Genomic DNA, 23,372 nt, shown 5'->3' on the forward strand with positions numbered 1-23,372 from the left:
ACATTTATAATGCCAAAACGTACATTTACAAAAGAAGATATTCATAAGTTTGCTAAGGAAGAAAACGTTAGATATTTACGTTTACAATTCACAGATATTTTAGGCGTAATTAAAAACGTTGAAGTACCGGTTAGCCAATTAGAAAAAGTATTGGATAATGAAATGATGTTTGACGGATCTTCAATCGAAGGTTTCGTACGTATTGAAGAATCAGATATGTATTTATATCCAGATTTAGATACGTGGGTTATTTTCCCATGGACTGCTGGACAAGGAAAAGTTGCGCGTCTTATTTGTGATGTATATAAAACAGATGGTACACCATTTGAAGGGGATCCACGTGCAAACTTAAAACGTGTATTAAAAGACATGGAAGAACTTGGTTTCACTGATATTAACCTTGGACCTGAACCAGAATTCTTCTTATTCAAATTAGATGAAAAAGGCGAACCAACGTTAGAGTTAAATGACGATGGAGGATACTTCGACCTTGCACCTACTGATTTAGGTGAAAATTGTCGTAGAGATATCGTTTTAGAACTTGAGGATATGGGCTTTGATATCGAAGCAAGTCATCACGAAGTTGCACCAGGACAACATGAAATCGACTTTAAATATGCGGATGCAATCACAGCATGTGATAATATCCAAACATTTAAACTTGTTGTAAAAACAATTGCACGTCAACATAACCTACATGCAACATTTATGCCGAAACCATTATTTGGGGTTAATGGTAGTGGTATGCACTTTAACGTATCTTTATTCAAAGATAAAGAAAATGCATTCTTCGATCCAAACGGTGACATGCAAATGACTAAAGACGCTTTCCACTTTATTGCAGGTATTCTTAAAAATGCGCGTGGTTTCACAGGAGTATGTAATCCATTAGTGAACTCATATAAACGTTTAGTTCCTGGCTATGAAGCGCCATGTTACATTGCTTGGAGTGGTAAAAACCGTTCACCATTAATCCGTGTACCATCTTCACGTGGATTATCAACACGTGTTGAAGTACGTTCAGTTGACCCAGCAGCTAATCCATACTTAGCATTAGCAGCAATCCTTAAAGCAGGTCTAGATGGAATCGAAAATAAATTAGAAGTTCCAGAACCAGTAAACCAAAATATTTATGAAATGAATCGCGATGAACGTGAAGCTGTGGGTATCCAAGATTTACCTTCAACGCTTTATACAGCAATCAAAGCTATGAGAGAAAATGAACCTATTAAAGATGCACTAGGTAATCATATCTATAACCAATTCATCAATTCTAAATCAATTGAGTGGGATTATTATAGAACTCAAGTATCTGAATGGGAAAGAGAACAATATATTAAACAATACTAGGTGCTGAGCAAAGGGGCGAAACACTAGTAATAACAGCAACTCGAGTCATTCTGAATGGATGATTTCGGGTTGCTTTTTTGCATTCACTTTTATTATATTGAGGGTTTTGGGTGCAGATTGGGTGTAGAAGATTTTAAAATATTCACTTTTTCCTCAATGAATTTTTCCAAATCTTCCTTATCTTTGTGATTCATATTTTCTGTTACATGACTATATATTTGTTTAACCACATGCATTCCTTTGTGTCTCACTTTAATTGATATATGAAGAATGATTTATCTAATAAACGAAAAGGCGCAGTACCTATTAATATAATAGTACTGCGCTTTAAGATTGGCTAAAATGAAAAGTAATATACACATATACTCCCATCATTTTTATAGAAAATCATTCTACACATGCTAATAAAACTTAAAAATTCTCTCGTCTTTCATCATTAGTAGTATATGATAATGATTGTTATTATTAATTTTACTTAATCTATGGATAAGTTTTGATAACCTTCTCTAACATTCACGACGTTTGTAAAACCTTTATATTCTAATATACCTACTGCAATTGAACTTCTAACTCCTGATTGACAATGAACGTATATTTTATCATTTTTATCAAAAGGAATACTTTCATTTAAAAGCTTTCCGTGAGAAATATGAACCGCTTGTTCTAAATGACTTTGATTCCATTCTTCATCATTACGTACGTCTAGAACATATTCTTCTTCACCTGTCATATCAGCACTGTAAATGGATTGCGTCTGAATTTCTGATTTTGGCAAACGATAACCTGCTACGCTATCAAAACCAATTAATTGTAAAGTATTTGTGGCGTGTTCAACTGTTGCTTTATCGCCAATTAAGTCTATATCTTTATCGTAGTCTAAATACCAACCAATCTGATTAATAAAATTCTTATTATAAGGAATATTGATTGTCCCTTGTTTATGACCACCGTGAAAGGCTTCTTTATTTCGAAGATCAAAAGCTATTCTGTCATGATTTAAACTAGGTGAAACAATATAAGGTTGGTACAATTTCGTACCGAATTGGTTGATTTTTTTCATTTGAGCAAAATGATGGGGGGGTTCTGGTTGGTTTGATATTAATGTTTCAATAAATGTTGCTTCATCTGTTGCATTGAAGGCCCAGTTGTTTATTTTTTCATAGCCTAATGTAGATGTAGGTATTGATCCTAACGCTTTACCGCATGGACTGCCTGCACCATGTCCAGGCCAAATCTGAACATAATCAGGTAAATTTTTAATATTATTAATAGATTGATACATTTGCTTGGCTCCTATTTCTGTAGATCCTTTCATTTGAACGGCTTTTTCTAATAAATCAGGTCTACCTATATCACCAACGAAGATAAAGTCACCACTAAATAGCCCCATAGGTATATTAGAACCTCCGCCCTCATCAGTGAGTAATAAACTAATACTCTCAGGGGTATGACCTGGTGTATGCAGGACTTCTAGTTTAATGTTTCCTACGCAAATCGTGTCTTGATGTTTAACAAAATGAGTTTGTGGTGGCATGTTTTTGTAACTTAATTCATCTTCACCTTCGCCAGAAACATATATATTTGCATGTATTTTGTTTGCTACATCTCTAATACCCGAGGCAAAGTCAGCATGAATATGTGTTTCAGCAGCATGAGTAATTGCAAAACCTTCATTATCTGCAACTTCAATATATTTTGTTAGGTCACGTATAGGGTCAATAATCATCGCTTCACCTGTACGTTGACAAGCAATTAAATATGATGCTTGAGATAAATTATCATCGTAAAATTGTTTGAAAAACATAGAATAACTCCTTTCTCTAATAAGTTTTATTAAATAAATAAATTATGATTCGATTGTTCAGTATCCCCAATGTAAGTTCCTACACCACCATATTCAACTTCATCTCTTAACTCTTCTTTCGTAATACCCATAACATCCATACTCATGGTACATGCAATTAACTTGATATTTTGATCGATTGCTTGGTCGATAAGTGAAGGTAAAGAGGCTACATTTTTCTTCTTCATGACATAACGCATCATAATATTACCTAATCCGAACATATTCATTTTGGATAGTGGCATGCGTACTGGAGTCTTAGGCAACATAAGGTCAAACATTTTTGCAATACCTTTCTTGTTAACCTTAGATGGCATTTCTTTTTTTAATGCATTAAGCCCCCAAAAAGTGAAAAATATCGTTACTTCTCTTCCTGCAGCTTTAGCGCCATTCGCAATAATCATGGCTGCAATTGCTTTATCTAATTCGCCACTAAACAGTACAATTGTAGTGCCTTTTGAGGTGTGATTTACTTGTAAATCTTTGTGCTTTTCCTTTTGAACGATTGCATTAATTTCAGTATCATTTTCAGTTAGCCTTACAAGTGTGTGACCTGTTTGTTTCACCCAGCTTTTAATATCACTTGAAAATCCAGAATCTGTTACTGTAACTTCAATTTGGTCACCTATTTCAATGGTTTTAATTTCTTTACTAATATTAACGATAGGTCCTGGACACTGGAGGCCGCTAAAATTAAACTTTTTGCGACTTTCTTTTATTTCTATATTTCTATGCTCTTCTGCTATATCATCATTATTGATATATTTTTCTTCATAAGCATCGTAACCACCGTATAAATTAGTAATTTTATAGCCTTTTCCTGCTAAATATTCACTTGCTTTAGAGCTTCTACCACCACTTTTACATTGTATATAGTAAGTTGTATTTTTATTCTTATTGAATGATTCAATATCCTCTACAGGATGTAAAATGGCGCCAGTGATATGTCCTAATTCGTATTCTTCTTTTGTTCTGACGTCAATCAATTGTCCGTTTTTTGCCAGTGCTTCTAATTCTGATTTACTGAGATCATGTATGTGCTTATCATTATACTTTTTCATAATTTCCTCCTCAAAATACCTATAAGGGTATACTAGCAAGACATAATTTCTTTGTCAAATACCCCTGTGGGTATTTGACAGTTTATTTTAAATTGCGTATGATAAGACTATTCAAGATAAACTGGAGGAAAAATTATGGATTATGATAAAAAAATGATTAATCGTATTAATAGAATACAGGGCCAACTAAATGGTGTTATAAAAATGATGGAAGAAGAAAAAGATTGTAGAGAGGTGATTACACAACTCAGTGCGTCAAAAAGTTCAATTCAACGACTCATGGGTATTATTGTTAGTGAGAATTTAATCGAATGTGTAAAGTTAGCTGAAGAGAATAATGAAAGTTCACAAGAATTGATTAACGAAGCTGTTGACTTATTGGTGAAAAGTAAATAATGGATATTATCCATGCCGTTACTATGCTATTGATTGGCATATTTGGAGGTTTCATATCTGGTTTGGTTGGTATAGGAGGGGCGATTATTATTTACCCAGCTATTCTATTGTTACCACCATTATTCGGAGCGCCTGCCTATGGTGTATACATTGCTTCAGGTCTTACTTCCAGTCAAGTATTTTTTAGTACACTTGGTGGCTCATTCAAAGCAAGAAAAAAAGTTGAATTTTCTCCTAAACTGGTAATGAACATGGGTGGGGGTATGGTTATAGGAAGTGTATTTGGAGCGATTTTAGCGAGTTTATTAAATGCTACTTTTATAAATACTATCTATATAATTATTGCTATAATCGCATTACTATTGATGTTTATTAAAGTTAAAGCTTCTTTTCAAGACATCAAATTTAACTCTATATTACTTATCTTAGTAGGATTTGGAATTGGGGTACTATCAGGTATTATAGGTGCGGGTGGAGCATTTATCATTATTCCTGTATTATTGGTTTTATTTAAATTGCCAATGGATGCTGTAGTGACCAACAGTATCGTCATTGCTTTTATATCATCAATAGGGTCTTTTATCATTAAACTTATACAAGGCTATATTCCTCTAGAAAGTGCAATATTTTTAATCATAGGAAGTATGATATTTGCGCCCATAGGACTAAAAATAGGCTCAAAGTTACCTGATACTATTCAAAAAGGGATTGTAAGTATTTTAATCACAATCGCAATTATACAGCTCGTATTTTAATGAACTTAAAAAGGAGACTTTAAATTGAATCATTGGGATGAAAAGTTTGATTCAGAAGAATATATTTATGGCAAGGAAGCGAATTTATTAGTCAAAGAGGTTTTTCAAAAACAAGCAGATAATAATGAAAAGATTTTACTACTTGCAGAGGGAGAAGGACGTAATGCAATATATTTAGCCAAACTTGGTTATGGTATTACAACCTATGATATATCACAAGTTGGTATTAATAAGCAATACCAACTAGCAAGTGAAGCGTGCGTTGATATTGATGCAAATTACGGCGATATCACAAAGCCTAACTTAGCCCCTGAGTCATTATTTAACTATAGTATTAATATCTTTGGTCATGTACCTAACGAAGGCAAAAAAGAGATGTTCAATAATCTCATTCAGCCATTAATCATAGGTGGTCATAGTTATTTTGAGTTTTATTCAAAAGAACAATTAGTTTATGGAACTGGCGGACCTAAAGATGAATCCATGTTATATACTATTGAAGAAATCAAAGCTTATTTAAAACACTTGCCTGTTAAAATCCATCAATTAGAAAAATATGAAATTTACCGTAATGAAGGTATTAAACATACAGGTAAAGGTTGTATCATTCAAGGTCATATAGAAAGAATTAGTATTTTATAGTGCTAAGCATAATGTCACAAATAATGATTTACTAATAAAAAAACAACTTACATTTAATAATGTAAGTTGTTTTTTTATTAAATTTATCTATGCAATTCTATTGTTTTATTTGTTTAATAATATCATTTACATCAACATGGGATCTTTTTTCTATAATTTTGTTATCTTTAAATTTTAAAAGCATCATTAGTGAAAATTTTACAGATTTACCGGTAGGATTTATGCCGTTAAAAGGAGCTCCAGTGTGTGTACCTTCAAAGTTTAAGTATACTGCTGCGCTATCATTATTATCTAAAATAAATTATTTTTATGTGTCTTTATGTAAGAATATAGTCAAAAAAGGTTATCCAATATGAAATAATTGGTTTTGTAAAATGGAAACAAAAATAATTTAAAAAAATAATAGTTAAGATATTGAAAAATACAGTTGTTTGTTATATTATCGCTTTATGAAGTTTCTCCAGAACTTCATCCTTTTTGATGCCGCCCTTTGGGGCGGTGATTTAACAAGGCAACCAATCAAAGCATAATATTCTATTAAAGTACTTGTCATTTTTCATTTTTTCCTAATACAAAGGTAGGCACTTATGTGCTTGCCTTTTTTAATATTTTAGTAGCAATGTTTAGATAAGTATTGATTTATATCTATCAAGTGATATAAAAGTTTGCAATATTACGCTAATTTTTATTGAAAACCTTTCTAATGCATTGTATTTAAATCTAAGAACAATGTTTAAATTAAGTTGGAAAACAACCCGATGAGTTAATAGAACTTTAAAAGTGTGTATAAATTAAAGTGAGAAATAGGTTTTGTTCATGGAGCTTACGGGAAAAATACTGTTAAAATTCTAGGAGGTAATCTTTATGACAATAAAAAGGTTAGCAACGTTAACGCTATCTGCAGTATTATTAACTGCTTGTGGTAATAGTTCCTCAGATGGTGATAAAAAATCATCAAGCTCGAGTAGTGAAGAAAGTAATGAAAAAGTTATCACATTAAATGATATTCAAACTAGCCCCAAAGCAGCCTTAAAAAAAGCGCAGAGTGTCTATAGTGGACAAAATTTAAAAGGTATTTCTTATGAACAACATAATGGTGAATGGGTATATAAAATTGAACAACAAAAATCTAATGAAGAATCAGAAGTAATCGTTTCGGATAAGGATAAAGCGTTAATAAACAAAGAAACTGAAAAAGAGAATTTAGTAGATTCAAAAGAGGAGTTTAAATATAGTGACGCTATTAATTTTAAAGATGCAATTAAGAAAGGGCAAAAAGAAGTTGGAGGTGATGATATCAAGGAATGGTCATTATCCAAAGATGACGGAAAGCTTGTTTATGATATGGATTTGAAAAAAGGGAACACTAAGTATGAAGTCAGCGTTGATGCAAAAAATGGAAAATTATTAAATAGTGAAAAAGACAACTAAACTACATGACTCCACGTAGATGGAGGATAAGCCTTATATGTTTATGAAAGTTCTGGGAAGGGTATAATTTAAGTAACATCAAATAGATATATTAGTTTATATGGTTAATTTGCTACCACTCATTTAGTTCCCGAGTGGTATACATAAATCTCAAGCTAGTAAAAATGCCCGTCTTCTGCAGAATAATTTAGAGTAGCTGTCAAGTTACTGTTGGTTATTGATAGCATTGATATAATGATATAGAAAATACGAATATCATATTAGCACTTAAGTCTGATTCATTACAAAATAGCTCTGACTCTAGGTAACGGTTAGGGGACTATACATAATTCCGTGTCTAAAAAACTTACCATAATTTTAGGTAGGCAATGAGGTGTGACAATCCCTCAGAGACGGATAATGGAGACACCCGTCAGAAATGGCGGGTTGTTTTTTGCGATTGTACTTTCTTTTATACGTAATGTTTTAATGATTCGACGTCTGGTCATTTTTTATAAGTTAAAAAGGATTAAGTCGTTGTTATTTTGAACATAGTTAAACATATCATTGAAGCGATGCTTAAAAATATGATGTACTAAACAAAAGGCAATGAGCTAAATGATATATTATTTCATGGTATAATACGTATTTTTTACCTGAATTTTCCCAAAATTAAGGAAGTGATAGAATGATCAGTATTATTTCAGCCATTGGGTCACTTGGAACTTTTATAATGGCGTTATTTTATTTTGTTTCTGTAAGTATTCAGCTTTATCAAATGAAGCTTGGCTTTATTCCTGCATTAGGTTTTAATCAGGTTTTACTCAAGTTGGATAAAGATGGAACGCTTACAATGAAAAATATGACGATACACAATTCGGATCATGAAGATTATCTGAAGTTATATAACCTTGGTGGGGGTGCAGCAAAGACAATCAATATAACAATTTTATTAGATGATGAAAAAATTGTTCAAGAAAAATTATTGAATATTTTGCCTAGTAAAGAAAGTTACCTTTTACCTATTAATGCGGAAGTATTCGAAGAACTTGAAAGTACGATTCAAAATAACGGTTATGAATCTAATTTAAATATTAAACTTTCTTATTATCATAATGTAAGCAGAAAACAACAAGAAATACTACTAGTCGCTAAATTAGATGAATTTAATATGTACGAAAAGGAAAAAGTTTATGAATTGCAATTTATAAATCAATGATTTAACTCTATATAATTAAAAAAGACGAACTATACTGTCTATTAAAAATATAGTGATGCCGGATAGCTTAACAATCAGTCATTAAACGCTAGTTGCTCAAATTCAGTTAAGAAGAGTTTTATTTTTGATTTCGTTAGCTATGTGATGAATAGCTACAGATAAATTTAAAGTTGCTGTATATGGGTTGTCAGTTTAAGCATATTGTTTTTAATTGTATGACGCAACTGTGCGTAGTATGATAGTTATAATTCATCTTCATATGACATTATAAGGGGGAATGAACGATGCAAGAAATTAAATTAAGTACGATAAAGGCAAGTTCATTAGAAGAGTTAGAAAGTAGTATTAATGCTTATTTAAAAGACGATGAAGTAGCAGACTATCAATTATTAACATCAACTGTTCATGAAATTGAAGAACGTACATTTTCGGCGAATGAGCAAGCTTTTAGTGCCTTTCTCACATTTATAAAAAATGTTTAATATCATTATGGGTATCAGTAAGTTACATACAAAGTCTACTGGCTTTAATATGTAACTTTTTTTATGTGATTTTAAAAGTAGCATTAAATTTAGAAAATAAAAACTGCCGACATAGGTATGCGGCAGGACGTGTTATTTTTTCTTTTTTTTCGTAATCAGTGATTGGATTAAAATAATGATAAAACCAATAAATATACCTAAAAATATCGCTACAACAGCTGAAACTATAGGGGGTAGTTGAAATTGAAATTGTAAAATCAAGCCTATAATAATTGCAATCACGATTGCAATGGTAGTAATCATATTCTCTTTAGCCATAGTCAAATTGTTCACTCCTATCACTCACATTATAGCATGAGAAAAATATTTATAAAATAAAATAGTGTCATGGATTTGTGTCCTGATTTTGAACTAGCCTGAACGATGATTACTTATAATTTAATAATAAAGTGATACTTGAAATGAAAAATAAATTATATTTGGCTCTTGACGGTTTAAATGAATTTATATATGATGATTTGGACAATTCTATATAAGTAGGTGCAACAGTGAAATCGACAAAGAAAATGACAACGCTAGTTGTTGGTATTATTATTTTAGGTGTTTTAGCATTTCAATTTATTAATCATAGTGGTCCGTTTCAAGGGAATAGTTCTAATTCAGCAGCTGGTCCTGATCAAACGGAAAAGGTACATGTTGAACGCGTAGTAGATGGAGATACGTTAGTTGCTAAAGATGAAAATGGTGAGCAATTAAAGGTTAGATTAATAGGGATTGATACGCCAGAAACAGTTAAACCGAATACACCGGTACAGCCTTATGGGAAAGAAGCTTCAAATTATACTAAGAAACATTTAACTGATAAAGATGTTTTTTTAGAGTTTGATAAAGAAAAAGAAGATCGTTATGGTAGGATTTTAGCCTATGTTTGGTTAGATAAAAAAACGATGTATAATGAACAAATGGTGAAAAATGGCTTAGCCCGTGAGAAATATTTTGCACCGAATGGTAAGTACAGAGAAATATTCCAAAAAGCTGAACGACAAGCTAAAAGTGATAAATTAAATTTGTGGAGTTAAAAAATATTTTCTAAATTCATTTGCACGATTTAAACAATCTATATTCAAGGTTGCACATTATAAATACATTAAACCCCCAATGCTGTATTTGGCATCGGGGGTTTAATGTATTTATGAGTTAGTGGAAACGCGCTACAAGTTTATCGTATTGTTCTTTCGTTAAAGCTTCCTCAGCTTCGTTAATCGTTCCACCAATGATTTCTTTAAGTGAAGACTTAGAAGAAACAGTTTCAGCATATTCTTCTCTGACAGTAGGACCATCGATTAGATTCACGCTACCATCTGTAAAGTATACAAGTCCAATACTTTTGATATTGTGATTAAGACGTTCAGCTATTTTGGCTTCTAACTCTTTGGTGTTTTTGGCTGCTTGCTCATAAGGATCATAATTATAGAAATCGAAAATAACTGAGTTATTTTTGATGCGTTCTATAAATGTATATGTTGCTTTATTTGAAGATTGGAATTGGCTGTGGTATTGCTCTGCGATATAGCGACCCACTGTTTGGTTTACTGTGTTCTCTTTATTAGGTTGATTTTCTAAAGTTGGATCTACAGTAAAGTGATAGAAAGTTTTTTGCTTCCAGTTTTTCACGTTAATGTTGAAAATACCTTTTTCTGAAATAACAACATAATCAAATGTTCGTGCAAATTCAAAAAGCGGATGTTTTACTGCAAGATTTCCTGTTGCAATAATAGCATAGTGTTGAATTTTGCCTTCTTGTTTATATTGCTCTAAAATTTCATATAAGTCTTGCTTAGCTTTTCTTAAGCCGTGGTGATGTGTATCATTATTGCCATCAATGCGTAACATTTGGTTTTTTAAGTGCGTGTTTTCACGTGTAACCGTACTTATTTTAGTGACCAATTGGTCTTTAGCATAAATTTCTGTATCCAATTTTTGTTGCATAACACGGTGGTTAATAATAGCAACAATAATGAGTAAAATAATGATTACTAGTAAAATGAATAGAAGAAACATGGTGATCATCCTAATCTTATTAAATTTATTGATACAGTTTATTTTACTCTTTTATACATAGTAGTACAAATACAATTTTTTAAACTGTTATATATATTGATTATATGGCTTTTATTAGAATAGAATCAATTTTAAAGTTGTTGTATAATTAGTATTTTCAAAAGTGACTATATATAAATGTCATAAATATATTTTTCTATACATTGAATGTTAATATTAGGGATGAATTTCGTTTACACTTAGGGGGATTAATAGATATAATAAGGGTACAAAAGATACGTTGAAGATGGGGGACAATGATTTGAGTGCTATCAAAAATTATCTCGAGCAAATAATGCAGCAAATAAAGAAAGGTGAAATTATCGCTTTCGATAATCATCCTACTGCTTATAAGATAATTGATTATTTATATGAGACAGGAACTAAAATTTCTGTGATAAGCTATTCAACTGATATTATTAAATATGTAGCTAAGTACACTGATTTTAATATTATTTTACCTAACGGTGTGGTAAATGGCACATATCATATTATTGTCGGTCCGGATGTTGTACAAACTTTTTCAAAATATCAAATTTGTTATTACTTTGCGGCTGTGCCGTATATGATTGAGGATGCGCTATACCAATCTATACCGGAAGTTGCAGAGCTTCAACTGACATTATATAACAATGCAAACGATACGTTGATTGTGAATCGGCCAGAGTTTTTAAATACAGAATCATTAAGTGACTACATGTTTATTGGTTATTTTTAATAACATATAAAATAGTTTTCAAATATGTGAGTAATACGTTGAAAATTATAACTACAAATTATATAATGTATATTATTGGAAACGCTTACTTTTAGAGGAGGTGCTCATTTGAACAATAATAAAAATGTTAAAACGCTTGTTAATAGATTAAACGAAAAAGTTGGTAATCTATTTAAATATAATGGCGAGGTCGCTAAGCAATTATTTTTACATGATGAATTTAATTTAGACGGTAAAGTAGATATCAGTGTTGAAAGAAAATTTCTTGCTGAAGTATTAAAGTATATCCCCAAAACATATCATATAAATTTATATGATGAAACACAGAGCACTTCAGACTTTTCTGAAATAGAGTTCTCTAAGATTACACATGCCAATGTTTTTGATCAAAATGAATTAATCATGACAGTTATTATATATGATGTTGAAGATGGTGATTGGATGTTTAGATGGAATCATAATATACGCATGCCAGAGAAACATATTTATTTCCACTCAATCAAATGGGATGTTGATTATGTGAAACCTGAGATTGTTTTAATGTATGAGTTATTAGATCCGATTGATTATCATCAGATACCTAATTATCGTAGTGTTATTGACTCTTTGAGTTATTATCAATTTGTAATGTTACGTTTAGTTGTTGGTGATGAACGTATAAATCAAGCGTTAAATTCAGAAAAGAAAGCTATATAAAATCCTTCAAATCGTTAACAAAAGTCTTGTTTTAATCAAGACACTTACGATTTGAAGGATTTTAGTTTTACAATTTCAAACATTCGCCGTTATAACAATATTCATATGTAGCTTTAACTGCTTTTTCAGCATCAGTAACATCGATACCGAACATGATTGAAATTTCTGAAGCGCCTTGGTTCATCATTTTTAAATTGATATTAGACTCTGCAAGGGCATGGGTAATTGTATTCGCAGTACCGACAATTCTATGCATGCCTTCTCCAACAATCATGAGTATAGCTAAATTGTGTTCAACGCTTAATTCATCCACATCACAATTTTTACGGATATCATTTAACACTTGTTCTTCGCGATTTTGAATTTCTTTTGAACGCATAATAATACTTATACTATCTATACCAGAAGGCATATGATCAAATGAAATATTATAATCTTCAAGCACGCCAAGTATTTTACGTGTAAATCCAACTTGTCTGTTCATTAAATATTTTTTAATATTTAGTACTGTAAAGTCTTTGTCACAGCTGATGCCACTGACGATATTATTCGAATTGATTTCTCTATCATGGCGAATAAAAGTACCTGTATCGTTAGGACGATTTGTATTTTTTATAACGACAGGAATTCTATCTTTATGCAATGGTTGCAGTGCTTCATCATGAAATACACCAAAGCCAGCATAAGATAACTCGCGCATCTCTCTATAGGTAATTTCATCAATGACTTCAGGGTGTTTTACAATAGTTGGGTTTGCTCTAAATATACCTGAGACATCTGTGAAATTTTCATATAAATCAGCTCTTACACCTCGTGCAACAATTGCACCAGTAATGTCGGAACCACCACGAGGGAATGTTACAACATAGTTTTGTCTTGAAATACCAAAAAATCCTGGAATAATTAATTTTTCTTTATACGCTCTTAATTGATATATATCTTCATAAGAATGGTCTAAGATTTGCGCGTTTTGTGGTAAATCGGTAACTGTGATACCCGCATCACCTGGTGAAATGTAACGCGTAGGTATACCTTGACTATTATTATATTCAGCAATGAGTTGGGCATTGAAATTCTCGCCACAAGAGAGTAGCGCATCTAATAAACGAGAAGGTTTATTTTTTAATGTCTTGATGTAATGTTCTAGCGTTTTATCAATAGTGAACAATAAATTATCATGCATTTCTAATTCATAAATAATATCAGCATAACGTTGCATAATTTCTTCTTTTTTAGAAATATGGTCTAAACCTGCAATGACTTTTTCGTATAGACGTATCAGTAAGTCAGTTGTTTTGACGTCTTCTTTATGGCGTTTACCTGGTGCAGAAACAACAATAATCTTTCTATCATCGTCCGAATTGACGATATTTAATACTTTTTTTATTTGTTCTGCATTAGAAACAGAACTTCCTCCAAATTTCGCTACTTTCATAGTGACATACAACCTTTCTAAAAAATCAGAAAATTTTGTTTAGTTTTTATCACGAGAGTGATAGTATAGATATACGATTTAAATATTCAACCTTTACAAAAATAATGAATGAATTTATACTATACCATATTCAAGTATTTTTCAACTGTACACTTGTATTTTTTAGAAGAACAATCGGAGGAATGAAGTTATGAAAGAATTAAATGTAGCCCTGCTCGGTTTAGGTACTGTAGGTTCAGGTGTAGTTAAGATAATCGAAGAGAACAGACAACAAATTAAAGACACAATGGACAAGGATATTAATATTAGACATATCTTAGTCCGCGACAAATCTAGATCAAGACCTATTAATGTATCGAAGTATAATTTAACAGAAGACATTGATGAAATTTTAAACGATGATTCTATTGATATTATTGTTGAAGTAATGGGCGGCATTGAGCCGACGGTTGACTGGTTGAAACGTGCGTTAAGTCAGAAGAAGCATGTTATTACTGCAAATAAAGATTTACTAGCTGTTCATTTGAATGTGTTAGAAGATTTAGCACAAGAAAACGATGTAGCACTGAAATACGAAGCGAGTGTTGCTGGAGGTATTCCAATTGTTAACGCGATTAATAATGGTTTGAATGCCAATAACATTAGTAAATTCATGGGGATATTAAATGGTACATCTAACTTTATCCTAAGTAAAATGACTCAAGAAGAAACATCGTTTGAAGATGCATTAGATGAAGCTCAAAAACTAGGTTTTGCAGAAGCAGATCCTACTGATGATGTAGAAGGTGTCGATGCAGCAAGAAAAGTTGTAATTACATCATATTTAACATTTAACCAAGTGATTAATTTGTCTGATGTAGAAAGACACGGTATTAGTGATGTTGAATTATCAGACATCAAAGTTGCAGATGGGTTAGGTTATAAAATCAAATTGATTGGTAAAGGTACATATGAAAATAGAGAGGTTCAAGCATCTGTAGCACCAACGTTAATCAATAAAGCACATCAACTTTCTGCTGTTGAAGATGAATTTAATGCGATTTATGTTATTGGTGATGCTGTTGGAGAAACGATGTTCTACGGTAAAGGTGCAGGTAGCTTAGCCACAGGTAGTGCTGTAGTGAGTGATTTATTAAATGTAACATTAAATTTTGATTCTAATTTACACACGTTACCACCACATTTTGAGTTGAAAACAGAAGCAACAAAAGAAATGATGGAGGATGAAGATACGGTGACAATTAAAGAAAAAGAAAGTTACTATGCTGTTGTCCAAACTGATGGTGATGAGCTTAATAAAGTTGAGTCATTGATTAAAGCTAACTTACCTTTCCATAAATCATTAGCTATCAAAGAACGTGATGCACATACAGTTGGTGTGATTATCGTAGGTATAGATGAGTCACCAGAGTCTTCAATAACAGAATCAGGTTATATCGTTAAGAAAATATATCCAGTCGAAGGGGTTTAATTAAAATGGAGAAATGGCAAGGGTTAGTAAAAGAATTCAAGGAATATTTACCAGTAAATGAAAATACACCACAATTAACATTAAATGAAGGTCACACGCCATTAGTTTATTGTGAAAATTTATCAGAAATGCTTGGCATTGAATTACATGTTAAATATGAAGGTGCAAATCCTACAGGGTCTTTTAAAGATAGAGGCATGGTTATGGCTATGGCTAAAGCTAAAGAAGAAGGGAAAAAAATAGTGATCTGTGCATCTACAGGTAATACTTCAGCATCAGCGGCTGCCTATGCAGCACGTGCAGGTCTAAAAGCAATCGTAGTTATCCCTGAAGGTAAAATAGCTTTAGGTAAACTATCACAAGCTGTCATGTATGGTGCAGAAATTGTTTCTATTGAAGGCAATTTTGATGAAGCCTTAGAGATTGTGAAAGAAGTTGCTGAAAATGGGGAAATTGCACTGGTAAATTCAGTCAATCCTTACAGAATAGAGGGACAAAAAACAGGTGCTTTTGAAGTTATAGAACAATTAGGCGGCGTAGCTCCTGATATTTTATCTATTCCTGTAGGTAATGCTGGTAATATTTCAGCCTATTGGAAAGGTTTTAAAGAATACCATGAACGTGATAATACATCATTACCCCATATGTATGGATTCCAAGCTGAAGGTGCGTCGCCTATCGTTCAAAACAAAGTAGTAAAAGACCCTGATACTGTTGCAACGGCAATTCGTATTGGTAACCCTGCAAGTTGGGATAAAGCGACAAATGCATTAAATGAATCAAACGGTTTAATTGATAGTGTTACAGATGAAGAAATCTTAGAAGCGTATCAATTAATGGCACGTAAAGAAGGTGTCTTTAGTGAACCTGCGAGTAATGCTTCTGTAGCTGGATTGATAAAATTACACCGTGCTGGTAAGCTGCCACAAGGTAAGAAGGTTGTAGCTGTACTCACTGGTAATGGATTAAAAGATCCTGACACAGCGATATCATTGTTAGATAATCCTATCAAACCTTTACCAAATGATAGAAAGAGCATCTTAGAATATATCAAAGGGGCACTATAGCATGAGCAACATGTTACATTTAAAAATTCCGGCATCTACCGCTAACTTAGGTGTCGGTTTTGATTCTATAGGAATGGCTTTAAATAAATTTTTATATTTAGATGTAAAAACAAATACAAGTGGTGTATGGAGTTTTAATCATGTTGGACCTAATGTAGAAGATTTACCCACAGATAATAGACACTATATTTATCAAATTGCGCAGAAAGTTGCACGCAAATACGATGTCATCTTACCAGGGTTAGATATTGAAATGAGAAGTGAGATTCCGCTTGCGAGAGGGTTAGGCTCTTCAGCATCAGCTTTAGTTGGTGCGCTCTATATTGCTAACTATTTTGGTGATATCGAATTGTCTAAATACGAATTACTTCAATTAGCTACAGAGTTTGAAGGGCATCCAGATAATGTAGCGCCAACAATTTACGGTGGTCTTGTTTTAGGGTATTATAATCCGGATACTAAAGTGACGGATGTTTCGTATATCGATACGCCTAAAGTAGATATTATTATCACTATACCATCATACGAACTACGAACTGATGATTCCAGAAATACCTTGCCAGATACATTTTCACATAAAAAGGCCGTACAAAATAGTGCAATCAGTAATACTATGATCAGTGCATTGATTCAACACAATTATGAGCTTGCAGGAAAAATGATGGAACAAGATGGCTTTCATGAACCATATCGTCAACACTTAATCCCAGAGTTTCAGTCAATTAAAGATATAGCTAAACAATATCAAGCTTATGCTACAGTTATTAGTGGTGCCGGTCCAACAGTACTTACGCTTATTGCACCAGAACGTAGTGGTGAATTAGTAAGGGCGCTCAAAGGCGAGTTTGATGATTGTCGTTCTGAATTGGTAACTATCAATGAAAGTGGCGTAGTATCTAAAGTACTGTACCAACGTCTTTAATATATAGTAATATATAAAGAGATGTTGAAAGGAGACAGGCAACATGAGTGATTATAAAGTTATAGTAATGGATATGGATGACACATTGATGAATACTAATAATGAAGTTAGCCCTGAAACAGCTGCTTATTTGATTGAAGCACAAAGTCAGGGGTATAAAGTGATATTAGCTTCAGGTCGTCCAACAGAAGGAATGTTACCGACAGCAAAATTATTACAACTAGACCAAAATAATAGTTATGTAATCAGTTATAACGGCGGTAAGACAATTAACGTTAGCAATGAGCAAGTAGAAGTAAGTCGCTCAATTTCTAAAGAAAATTTTGACTTAATAGTAGATTACTGCAGAGAAAATAAATTATTTGTTTTAACGTATGATGGAGGCTATATCATATATGAAGGTGAGCATGAATATATGAATATAGAATCTGAGTTAACTGGCTTACCGATGAAACGCGTAGATAATATTAAGGACTATATTCAAACAGAAGTGCCGAAAGCAATGGGTGTAGATTATGTACCAAATGTTACGGCTTTGAATATCGAATTAGCAGGACACTTTAATGAGGATGTTGACGTTACAACGAGTAAACCTTATTTCCTAGAGTTTATGGCTAAAGATGTATCTAAAGGCAATGCTGTTACTGCATTATGTGATAAATTAGGTTATAATTTATCACAAGTTATTGCATTTGGAGATAGTTCTAATGATATATCAATGCTTGAAGTAGTTGGTTATGCAGTAGCAATGGATAATGCTAATGATGCAGTTAAAGCTGTTGCTGATGAAGTTACTTTAAGTAATGGGGAGAACGGTATTCCTCACGCTTTAAAAACACTTTTAAAATAAAAAAATGGGCCGATATCTAGATATCGACCCATTTTTTTATTGTTTTACGATGTGTGTCGCATTATTTAGCTGTGTGTGTCCATTCATGTTTGCCACGATGTCTCTTAACGTGTGCATATACATGATCAGCAGCATAATCTAAATTTGTATATACAGTAATAGAAAATGCAGACTGATTTTCTTCAAAGTCTTCTTCTAAAAATAAGTCTTTAAGATGGTCAAAGAGACTTTCCATTTGAGAATGATCCAAGCTACTATATTCTCTTAGTGTGCGCTTAATCAAGCGGTTGTGTCTGTCTTCAAGTGATTGCACAACAATAACGAAGCGTTCTTCAGTTTCTAAAATGTCGTCAAATAAGTTTGTCTGTCCAATCATAGTTTCCACCTCTAGGTTAACGTTTATTATTATACTTAATTATACTATAATTTCACTAAACTGAAAATATCAAGAGCTCATGTAATTTTAGTGAAGGAAGCGTTTTCGTGTTATGAAGGGTAGAATATGTAATTTGTACGCTAATCAGAGTACGATAAGTTTTAGTTTCTATTCTATTAACAATATACATAAAAAAACAAGGATACATTAGATGTTAATGTATCCTTGTTTTATTTACTCGTACTTGTGACTTTTTAAATCCATTTCTTCAAGTTTAATGATTTTAGTTTTACGAACTACTTTATGTGCAAAGTAAATAATAGCTAAAATAATGATTGGTGAAATATTGCGTAGTACTGCTAAAAAATCACCAGAGATGAGAGCGCCTAATGAATTACCAGCAAATAAGAAAAGTAATGCAACAATGACAATAATAGGTCCTAACGGATAGAACGGTGCTTTATATGGAAGCACATCGTCGGGATTTTTATTTTGCTTTTTGATTGCTGAACGTAAACGTATTTGTGAGATAATACTAGATGCCCAAACTACTATTACCAATGAACCAATTATATTAAGTAGTGAAAAGACGATGTCTGATTTAAATTGAGCCAATATAATAATAAGTAGTACTATGATAAACGTAGTGAATATAGAAATCATAGGTAATTTAGTCGTTTTATTTAATTTTCCGAAAATACGCGGTGCTTGTTTATCTTCAGACATTGAGAACAACATACGACTTGTTGTATAAATACCAGAATTGGCTGCCGACAACAGTGAAGTTAAAATAACTGCATTAATGACAGAAGCAGCAAAAGCGATACCTACACGATCAAATACAATAGTAAACGGACTTTGGCTTACTGATTCAGACTTATTTAACAGTAGTGGATCAGTATAAGGTATAATTGCTGAAATAACTGCAATTGATAACACATAAAATAATAATATTCTCCAAAACACCTGTTTAATAGCTTTAGGCATCGATTGATGAGGGTTTGAAGATTCGCCGGCTGTTACTGCAACAACTTCAGTGCCACCAACAGAAAACCCTGCAATCAACAAGACACCTAAAAAGCCAGAAATACCGCCAACAAAGGGGGCTTGTCCAGTAGTGAAATGGTCAAAACCATACGTTTTTCCACCTAAGATACCCACTATTGTTAAAATACCAATAATAATAAATACAATGATAGTTATGACTTTGATAAGTGATAACCAAAATTCAGTTTCACCAAAAGCCTTAACTGAAAAAATATTTAGTAACAAGAGTAAACATAAAAAGAGCATACTCCATGTTACTGGGCTAAAGAAACTAAATACTTCCCAGTAATTCAGTACACTAGATGCAATAATGATATCAACACTTGTTACCAATACCCACATTACCCAATATAGCCATCCCATTGTAAATCCTAAAGAGCTATCTACGAATCGAGTTGAATATGAGCTGAAGGATCCTGATACTGGATAAAATGTAGCTAACTCCCCAATAGATGACATTAAGAAATATAACATCACTCCGATAATCAAGTAAGCTAATATTGCACCACCAGGGCCTGCTTGAGAGATTACATTTCCTGTCGCTACAAATAGTCCAGTCCCAATTGCACCACCAATAGCTATCATTGAAATATGTCGCGAGTTAAGACCACGTTTCATGTTATTTTGCGCCATAATTTGTCTCCTATAATTTATTAAATTTTATATACACTCCATTTTAATGCTTTTACTTATTACAATCAATGCTTTTTATATTACTAAAATCATCAATATTTTAAATTTTCGGAAAATTATCATAAGTTTATATGTTAGTTTGTTGCTTTTAAGTGCAGTATACATTAAAATTAATTCTAGATAATAATCATTATTATCTAGAATTAATTTTAGGGGGAAACATTATGAGCAATAATAGAAGATTGACTAGTCTTTTTGGTGCGCCAGTTTCTGATAGAGAAAATAGTATGACTGCAGGCCCTAGAGGACCTATGGTGATGCAAGATTGGTACTTTTTAGAACAGATGGCTCATTTTGATAGGGAGGTAATTCCAGAGCGACGTATGCATGCAAAAGGTTCTGGTGCATTTGGTACCTTTACAGTTACAAATGATATTACTCAGTATACATCTGCAAGTATTTTTTCGGAGATTGGGAAGCAGACAGAAATGTTTGCACGTTTTTCTACTGTAGCAGGTGAAAGAGGTGCGGCCGATGCCGAGCGTGATATTCGTGGTTTTGCATTGAAGTTTTATACTGATCAAGGGAATTGGGATTTAGTAGGTAACAATACACCAGTATTCTTCTTTAGAGATCCTAAATTATTTGCGAGTTTAAACCATGCAGTGAAACGTGACCCTAGAACAAATATGCGTAGTGCACAAAACAATTGGGATTTCTGGACCTCTCTACCAGAAGCGTTGCATCAAGTGACTATTTTGATGTCAGATCGAGGTATTCCAAAAGGATTTAGAAATATGCATGGTTTTGGTTCTCATACTTATTCTTTATATAATGATAAAGGAGAACGTGTTTGGGTGAAATTCCATCACAGAACACAACAAGGTATTGAAAATTTACAACCTGATGAAGCAGCTCAAACGATTGCTGATGACAGAGAGTCCTCACAACGTGATTTATTTGAAGCGATTGAAAATAAAGATTTCCCAAAATGGAAAATGTATATACAAGTTATGACAGAAGAACAAGCTAGAAAGCATAAAGATAATCCGTTCGATCTAACAAAAGTTTGGTACAAAGGTGACTATCCATTAATTGAAGTAGGAGAATTTGAACTTAATCGTAATCCAGATAATTACTTCCAAGATGTCGAACAAGCTGCTTTTGCACCAACAAACATCGTTCCAGGAATTGATTTTTCACCTGATAAAATGTTGCAGGGTCGTTTATTCTCATATGGTGATGCGCAACGTTACAGACTTGGCGTAAATCATTGGCAAATACCAGTTAACCAACCTAAAGGTGTAGGTGTTGAAAATATTTGTCCATTTAGTAGAGATGGTCAAATGCGAATCTTAGATAATAACCAAGGTGGGGGAACACATTACTATCCAAACAGTGATGGTTCATTTGAAGATCAACCCGAATTTAAAAAACCTGGTTTACCAGTTGAAGGCGAAGCTTACGAGTATAATTATAGAGAAGATGATGATAATTATTTCGAACAACCAGGTCGTCTCTTTAGATTACAATCTAAGGAGCAACAAGAGCGTATTTTTGTAAATACAGCTAATGAAATGCAAGGTACAACATTAGAAGTACAACATCGTCATATTCGTCATTGCTTTAAAGCGGATTCTGAATATGGTAAAGGTGTAGCCCAAGCATTAGGTATTGATATTAATGATGTAGATTTAGAAATTAAAGATTAGTTGCCGTTAGTATTCTAACTTATCATTGGGTGCGTAAAAGAGTGTCGTAAATGCGATGCTCTTTTTTATTTAGGTAAAAGTAAAACACTATTATCGATGGTGTAGATATAGACGATATAAGGTATGAGTGCTATGAAATATAGATTGGTAATATTTCATAAACTTTTGCTATTTAAAAAATAGTTACCTCAACAAATATATATTTAAATAGAAGAATTGAGCATACTAAAAGTTGAATTTAGCGACAAAAAATAAACCTGAAATAAGCTGCAATATGCGCTCGTTTCAGGTTTGAAAGTAAATCTGTCGTATTTAAAAAAGCTAATAAGGACAGAACCCTATTTTGTTTCACGATGTAATGTATATTTATTTAATCTAGGACAGAACTTTTTAAGTTCGATACGTTCTGGATTATTACGTTTGTTCTTTTTAGAAATATAATTACGATCGCCACATTCTGTACAAGCTAATGTAATGTTAACGCGCAAAGTCGACACCTCTTTCTTAATAGGAATTGTTACGTTTTAAAATTTTATCACAATTATAAGTAATTATCAATTGTGTATTTCGATTAAATAGTTAAATCTTCAAAACATATAAGATTTAGTAATAAAGAATTACATTAAAACTACATTTGATCGTACTTATTGAGCATCAAAGATAAAATAAATTAGGAGATATATTTGTAAGGAAAAGCTGCTGCTTACAGAATATAGAATGAATATTAACAATTTAATTATTTGCTAAAGTAAAAAAGTGTGTTATTATACAAAACGTAATCATTACGTTTTATAAAAGAGAGGTTGAAAGTTAATGGCGAAAAAATCCAAAATAGCAAAAGAGCAAAAAAGAGAACGTTTAGTTAATCAGTATCGTGAGTTACGTGAAGAATTAAAGGCTAAAGGTGACTATGAAGCATTGAGCAAGTTACCAAGGGATTCTTCACCTACACGGTTAACTAGACGCTGCAAAGTGACAGGTAGACCTAGAGGGGTTTATCGCAAATTTGAAATGTCACGTATTGCATTTAGAGAGTATGCACACAAAGGACAAATTCCAGGAGTTAAAAAATCTAGTTGGTAATTTACGACTATAGTCCATTTACATTTATGATAAAACAATGTATATTATCTAATGGTGAAGATGAGTGGAAAAAGTTATTGTTCGGAAATTATGCTAAAATTAGT

At 32.5% G+C, this 23,372-nt stretch carries 25 protein-coding genes; 16 read left to right on the forward strand and 9 right to left on the reverse strand.

Annotation, left to right across the window (positions count from 1 at the left end; all coding sequences use genetic code 11):
• Window positions 1-9 precede the first annotated feature (9 nt).
• Window positions 10-1,350 (forward strand): type I glutamate--ammonia ligase, encoded by a 1,341-nt coding sequence (gene glnA, locus BK821_RS08455; RefSeq protein ID WP_046836305.1) that lies wholly within the window; start codon window positions 10-12, stop codon window positions 1,348-1,350.
• A 475-nt stretch (window positions 1,351-1,825) separates the two neighbouring features.
• Here glnA and cstB read toward each other — a convergent pair whose 3' ends face one another.
• The gene (gene cstB, locus BK821_RS08460; protein WP_071331536.1) at window positions 1,826-3,154 is read right to left on the reverse strand and encodes a persulfide dioxygenase-sulfurtransferase CstB; all 1,329 of its coding nucleotides are present in this window, start codon (window positions 3,152-3,154) and stop codon (window positions 1,826-1,828) included.
• A 29-nt stretch (window positions 3,155-3,183) separates the two neighbouring features.
• Complete coding sequence (locus BK821_RS08465; RefSeq protein ID WP_071331537.1) at window positions 3,184-4,254, reverse strand: DsrE/DsrF/DrsH-like family protein; 1,071 nt, start codon at window positions 4,252-4,254, stop codon at window positions 3,184-3,186.
• A 135-nt stretch (window positions 4,255-4,389) separates the two neighbouring features.
• Between BK821_RS08465 and cstR the strand changes: the two genes are divergently transcribed.
• From cstR to BK821_RS08480, 3 genes are read left to right on the forward strand one after another with little or no spacing between them, the layout of a single operon-like run.
• Window positions 4,390-4,650 (forward strand): persulfide-sensing transcriptional repressor CstR, encoded by a 261-nt coding sequence (cstR, locus tag BK821_RS08470; protein WP_046836308.1) that lies wholly within the window; start codon window positions 4,390-4,392, stop codon window positions 4,648-4,650.
• Window positions 4,650-5,405, forward strand: a complete 756-nt coding sequence (locus tag BK821_RS08475; RefSeq protein ID WP_071331538.1) for a sulfite exporter TauE/SafE family protein — start codon at window positions 4,650-4,652, stop codon at window positions 5,403-5,405. Before cstR ends, BK821_RS08475 begins: the two co-directional genes overlap by 1 nt.
• A gap of 24 nt (window positions 5,406-5,429) precedes the next feature.
• A complete protein-coding gene (locus tag BK821_RS08480) occupies window positions 5,430-6,047 on the forward strand; it encodes a class I SAM-dependent methyltransferase (RefSeq protein ID WP_071331539.1) in 618 nt (205 codons plus the stop codon).
• 97 nt (window positions 6,048-6,144) lie between these two features.
• On the opposite strand, the gene BK821_RS13240 is transcribed toward BK821_RS08480, so the two are convergent.
• Window positions 6,145-6,345: an ester cyclase gene (locus tag BK821_RS13240; protein WP_083390163.1), complete on the reverse strand. Its 201-nt coding sequence runs from the start codon at window positions 6,343-6,345 to the stop codon at window positions 6,145-6,147.
• 566 nt (window positions 6,346-6,911) lie between these two features.
• Between BK821_RS13240 and BK821_RS08485 the strand changes: the two genes are divergently transcribed.
• From BK821_RS08485 to BK821_RS08495, 3 genes are all read left to right on the forward strand, one after another.
• Window positions 6,912-7,478, forward strand: coding sequence for a PepSY domain-containing protein (locus BK821_RS08485; protein WP_071331540.1), 567 nt, complete (start codon window positions 6,912-6,914; stop codon window positions 7,476-7,478).
• 667 nt (window positions 7,479-8,145) lie between these two features.
• Window positions 8,146-8,676: a hypothetical protein gene (locus tag BK821_RS08490; RefSeq protein WP_046836312.1), complete on the forward strand. Its 531-nt coding sequence runs from the start codon at window positions 8,146-8,148 to the stop codon at window positions 8,674-8,676.
• A 284-nt stretch (window positions 8,677-8,960) separates the two neighbouring features.
• Window positions 8,961-9,158 (forward strand): hypothetical protein, encoded by a 198-nt coding sequence (locus tag BK821_RS08495; protein ID WP_046836313.1) that lies wholly within the window; start codon window positions 8,961-8,963, stop codon window positions 9,156-9,158.
• A gap of 132 nt (window positions 9,159-9,290) precedes the next feature.
• On the opposite strand, the gene BK821_RS08500 is transcribed toward BK821_RS08495, so the two are convergent.
• A complete protein-coding gene (locus BK821_RS08500) occupies window positions 9,291-9,482 on the reverse strand; it encodes a hypothetical protein (RefSeq protein WP_046836314.1) in 192 nt (63 codons plus the stop codon).
• Between the two features lie 224 nt (window positions 9,483-9,706).
• Here BK821_RS08500 and nucI point away from each other — a divergent pair, with 224 nt between their 5' ends.
• On the forward strand, window positions 9,707-10,237 hold the full coding sequence (gene nucI, locus BK821_RS08505; protein ID WP_046836315.1) for a thermonuclease NucI: 531 nt from the start codon (window positions 9,707-9,709) through the stop codon (window positions 10,235-10,237).
• A gap of 118 nt (window positions 10,238-10,355) precedes the next feature.
• Here nucI and BK821_RS08510 read toward each other — a convergent pair whose 3' ends face one another.
• A complete protein-coding gene (locus tag BK821_RS08510; protein ID WP_046836316.1) occupies window positions 10,356-11,219 on the reverse strand; it encodes an NERD domain-containing protein in 864 nt (287 codons plus the stop codon).
• 301 nt (window positions 11,220-11,520) lie between these two features.
• Here BK821_RS08510 and BK821_RS08515 point away from each other — a divergent pair, with 301 nt between their 5' ends.
• Both BK821_RS08515 and BK821_RS08520 read left to right on the forward strand, forming a co-directional pair.
• On the forward strand, window positions 11,521-11,976 hold the full coding sequence (locus BK821_RS08515) for a sugar phosphate isomerase family (protein ID WP_046836317.1): 456 nt from the start codon (window positions 11,521-11,523) through the stop codon (window positions 11,974-11,976).
• Window positions 11,977-12,084: 108 nt separating this feature from the next.
• The gene (locus BK821_RS08520) at window positions 12,085-12,672 is read left to right on the forward strand and encodes a hypothetical protein (protein ID WP_071331541.1); all 588 of its coding nucleotides are present in this window, start codon (window positions 12,085-12,087) and stop codon (window positions 12,670-12,672) included.
• Between the two features lie 67 nt (window positions 12,673-12,739).
• Here the strand turns inward: BK821_RS08520 and BK821_RS08525 are convergent, their stop codons facing one another.
• Window positions 12,740-14,107: an aspartate kinase gene (locus tag BK821_RS08525; protein ID WP_046836319.1), complete on the reverse strand. Its 1,368-nt coding sequence runs from the start codon at window positions 14,105-14,107 to the stop codon at window positions 12,740-12,742.
• A 190-nt stretch (window positions 14,108-14,297) separates the two neighbouring features.
• Here BK821_RS08525 and BK821_RS08530 point away from each other — a divergent pair, with 190 nt between their 5' ends.
• The 4 genes from BK821_RS08530 to BK821_RS08545 are packed head-to-tail and all read left to right on the forward strand — an operon-like array spanning window position 14,298 to window position 18,417.
• Window positions 14,298-15,578, forward strand: a complete 1,281-nt coding sequence (locus BK821_RS08530; protein WP_071331542.1) for a homoserine dehydrogenase — start codon at window positions 14,298-14,300, stop codon at window positions 15,576-15,578.
• Between the two features lie 5 nt (window positions 15,579-15,583).
• On the forward strand, window positions 15,584-16,645 hold the full coding sequence (gene thrC, locus BK821_RS08535) for a threonine synthase (RefSeq protein WP_046836321.1): 1,062 nt from the start codon (window positions 15,584-15,586) through the stop codon (window positions 16,643-16,645).
• A gap of 1 nt (window position 16,646) precedes the next feature.
• Window positions 16,647-17,567, forward strand: coding sequence for a homoserine kinase (gene thrB / locus BK821_RS08540; protein ID WP_046836322.1), 921 nt, complete (start codon window positions 16,647-16,649; stop codon window positions 17,565-17,567).
• Between the two features lie 43 nt (window positions 17,568-17,610).
• The gene (locus tag BK821_RS08545; RefSeq protein WP_046836323.1) at window positions 17,611-18,417 is read left to right on the forward strand and encodes a Cof-type HAD-IIB family hydrolase; all 807 of its coding nucleotides are present in this window, start codon (window positions 17,611-17,613) and stop codon (window positions 18,415-18,417) included.
• A 61-nt stretch (window positions 18,418-18,478) separates the two neighbouring features.
• Here the strand turns inward: BK821_RS08545 and BK821_RS08550 are convergent, their stop codons facing one another.
• The gene (locus BK821_RS08550) at window positions 18,479-18,793 is read right to left on the reverse strand and encodes a hypothetical protein (protein WP_046836324.1); all 315 of its coding nucleotides are present in this window, start codon (window positions 18,791-18,793) and stop codon (window positions 18,479-18,481) included.
• A 234-nt stretch (window positions 18,794-19,027) separates the two neighbouring features.
• The gene (locus tag BK821_RS08555) at window positions 19,028-20,473 is read right to left on the reverse strand and encodes an amino acid permease (RefSeq protein ID WP_046836325.1); all 1,446 of its coding nucleotides are present in this window, start codon (window positions 20,471-20,473) and stop codon (window positions 19,028-19,030) included.
• 224 nt (window positions 20,474-20,697) lie between these two features.
• Between BK821_RS08555 and BK821_RS08560 the strand changes: the two genes are divergently transcribed.
• Window positions 20,698-22,185, forward strand: coding sequence for a catalase (locus BK821_RS08560; protein WP_046836326.1), 1,488 nt, complete (start codon window positions 20,698-20,700; stop codon window positions 22,183-22,185).
• A gap of 338 nt (window positions 22,186-22,523) precedes the next feature.
• Here the strand turns inward: BK821_RS08560 and rpmG are convergent, their stop codons facing one another.
• Window positions 22,524-22,673 carry a 50S ribosomal protein L33 gene (gene rpmG, locus BK821_RS08565; protein ID WP_046836327.1) on the reverse strand — a complete coding sequence of 50 codons (150 nt, stop codon included), beginning with the start codon at window positions 22,671-22,673 and terminating at the stop codon, window positions 22,524-22,526.
• Between the two features lie 325 nt (window positions 22,674-22,998).
• On the opposite strand from rpmG, the gene rpsN reads away from it, so the two are divergent.
• Window positions 22,999-23,268: a 30S ribosomal protein S14 gene (rpsN, locus tag BK821_RS08570; protein WP_069824183.1), complete on the forward strand. Its 270-nt coding sequence runs from the start codon at window positions 22,999-23,001 to the stop codon at window positions 23,266-23,268.
• Window positions 23,269-23,372 lie beyond the last annotated feature (104 nt).

This window comes from Staphylococcus sp. LCT-H4 (assembly GCF_001866145.1).
Lineage (GTDB): Bacteria > Bacillota > Bacilli > Staphylococcales > Staphylococcaceae > Staphylococcus > Staphylococcus succinus.

Excerpts from the sequence above, each read along its gene's own strand:
- BK821_RS08510 (WP_046836316.1), bottom strand. The coding sequence starts at position 11,219 with ATGTTTCTTCTATTCATTTTACTAGTAATCATTATTTTACTCATTATT.
- BK821_RS08530 (WP_071331542.1), top strand. The coding sequence starts at position 14,298 with ATGAAAGAATTAAATGTAGCCCTGCTCGGTTTAGGTACTGTAGGTTCA.
- BK821_RS08550 (WP_046836324.1), bottom strand. The coding sequence starts at position 18,793 with ATGATTGGACAGACAAACTTATTTGACGACATTTTAGAAACTGAAGAA.
- BK821_RS08545 (WP_046836323.1), top strand. The coding sequence starts at position 17,611 with ATGAGTGATTATAAAGTTATAGTAATGGATATGGATGACACATTGATG.
- BK821_RS08560 (WP_046836326.1), top strand. The coding sequence starts at position 20,698 with ATGAGCAATAATAGAAGATTGACTAGTCTTTTTGGTGCGCCAGTTTCT.
- BK821_RS08555 (WP_046836325.1), bottom strand. The coding sequence starts at position 20,473 with ATGGCGCAAAATAACATGAAACGTGGTCTTAACTCGCGACATATTTCA.
- BK821_RS08495 (WP_046836313.1), top strand. The coding sequence starts at position 8,961 with ATGCAAGAAATTAAATTAAGTACGATAAAGGCAAGTTCATTAGAAGAG.
- cstB (WP_071331536.1), bottom strand. The coding sequence starts at position 3,154 with ATGTTTTTCAAACAATTTTACGATGATAATTTATCTCAAGCATCATAT.
- cstR (WP_046836308.1), top strand. The coding sequence starts at position 4,390 with ATGGATTATGATAAAAAAATGATTAATCGTATTAATAGAATACAGGGC.
- BK821_RS08475 (WP_071331538.1), top strand. The coding sequence starts at position 4,650 with ATGGATATTATCCATGCCGTTACTATGCTATTGATTGGCATATTTGGA.
- rpsN (WP_069824183.1), top strand. The coding sequence starts at position 22,999 with ATGGCGAAAAAATCCAAAATAGCAAAAGAGCAAAAAAGAGAACGTTTA.
- BK821_RS08490 (WP_046836312.1), top strand. The coding sequence starts at position 8,146 with ATGATCAGTATTATTTCAGCCATTGGGTCACTTGGAACTTTTATAATG.
- glnA (WP_046836305.1), top strand. The coding sequence starts at position 10 with ATGCCAAAACGTACATTTACAAAAGAAGATATTCATAAGTTTGCTAAG.
- BK821_RS08465 (WP_071331537.1), bottom strand. The coding sequence starts at position 4,254 with ATGAAAAAGTATAATGATAAGCACATACATGATCTCAGTAAATCAGAA.
- thrC (WP_046836321.1), top strand. The coding sequence starts at position 15,584 with ATGGAGAAATGGCAAGGGTTAGTAAAAGAATTCAAGGAATATTTACCA.
- BK821_RS08485 (WP_071331540.1), top strand. The coding sequence starts at position 6,912 with ATGACAATAAAAAGGTTAGCAACGTTAACGCTATCTGCAGTATTATTA.
- thrB (WP_046836322.1), top strand. The coding sequence starts at position 16,647 with ATGAGCAACATGTTACATTTAAAAATTCCGGCATCTACCGCTAACTTA.
- BK821_RS08525 (WP_046836319.1), bottom strand. The coding sequence starts at position 14,107 with ATGAAAGTAGCGAAATTTGGAGGAAGTTCTGTTTCTAATGCAGAACAA.